The sequence below is a fragment of the Halomonas sp. ND22Bw genome (genome assembly GCF_003011945.1).
GTDB lineage: Bacteria > Pseudomonadota > Gammaproteobacteria > Pseudomonadales > Halomonadaceae > Halomonas > Halomonas halophila.
Window position 1 is genome coordinate 1 of record NZ_PXWD01000949.1, and the last position, 268, is coordinate 268.

At 71.3% G+C, this 268-nt stretch carries 1 protein-coding gene; it reads right to left on the bottom strand.

Translation table 11 applies throughout. From position 1 onward, the window contains the following. Positions 1-9: 9 nt before the first annotated feature. Positions 10-268: 3'(2'),5'-bisphosphate nucleotidase CysQ (locus tag CVH10_RS20970; RefSeq protein ID WP_369335933.1), on the bottom strand; the 259-nt coding region annotated here is incomplete at its 5' end.

The window sequence follows — 268 nt, forward strand, 5'->3', positions numbered from 1 at the left end:
ACGTCCGCCTCAGCCGCCCATGGCGACGAAGGCGCCGTTCAGGAACTTCGACTTGCCATAGCTCAGGCGCTGGCCGTCGTCGGCCAAGACGCGGCCGCCGGCCGCCTCCAGAACCGCCTGTCCCGCCGCCGTGTCCCATTCCGAGGTCGGGCCGGTGCGGGGATAGGCGTCGAACCGTCCCTCGGCGATCAAACAGAACTTCAGCGAGGAATCTGTCCCCTGCCAGCGGGTGCAGCCGTGCCGGGCGGCCAGGCGCGCCGCCTCCTCG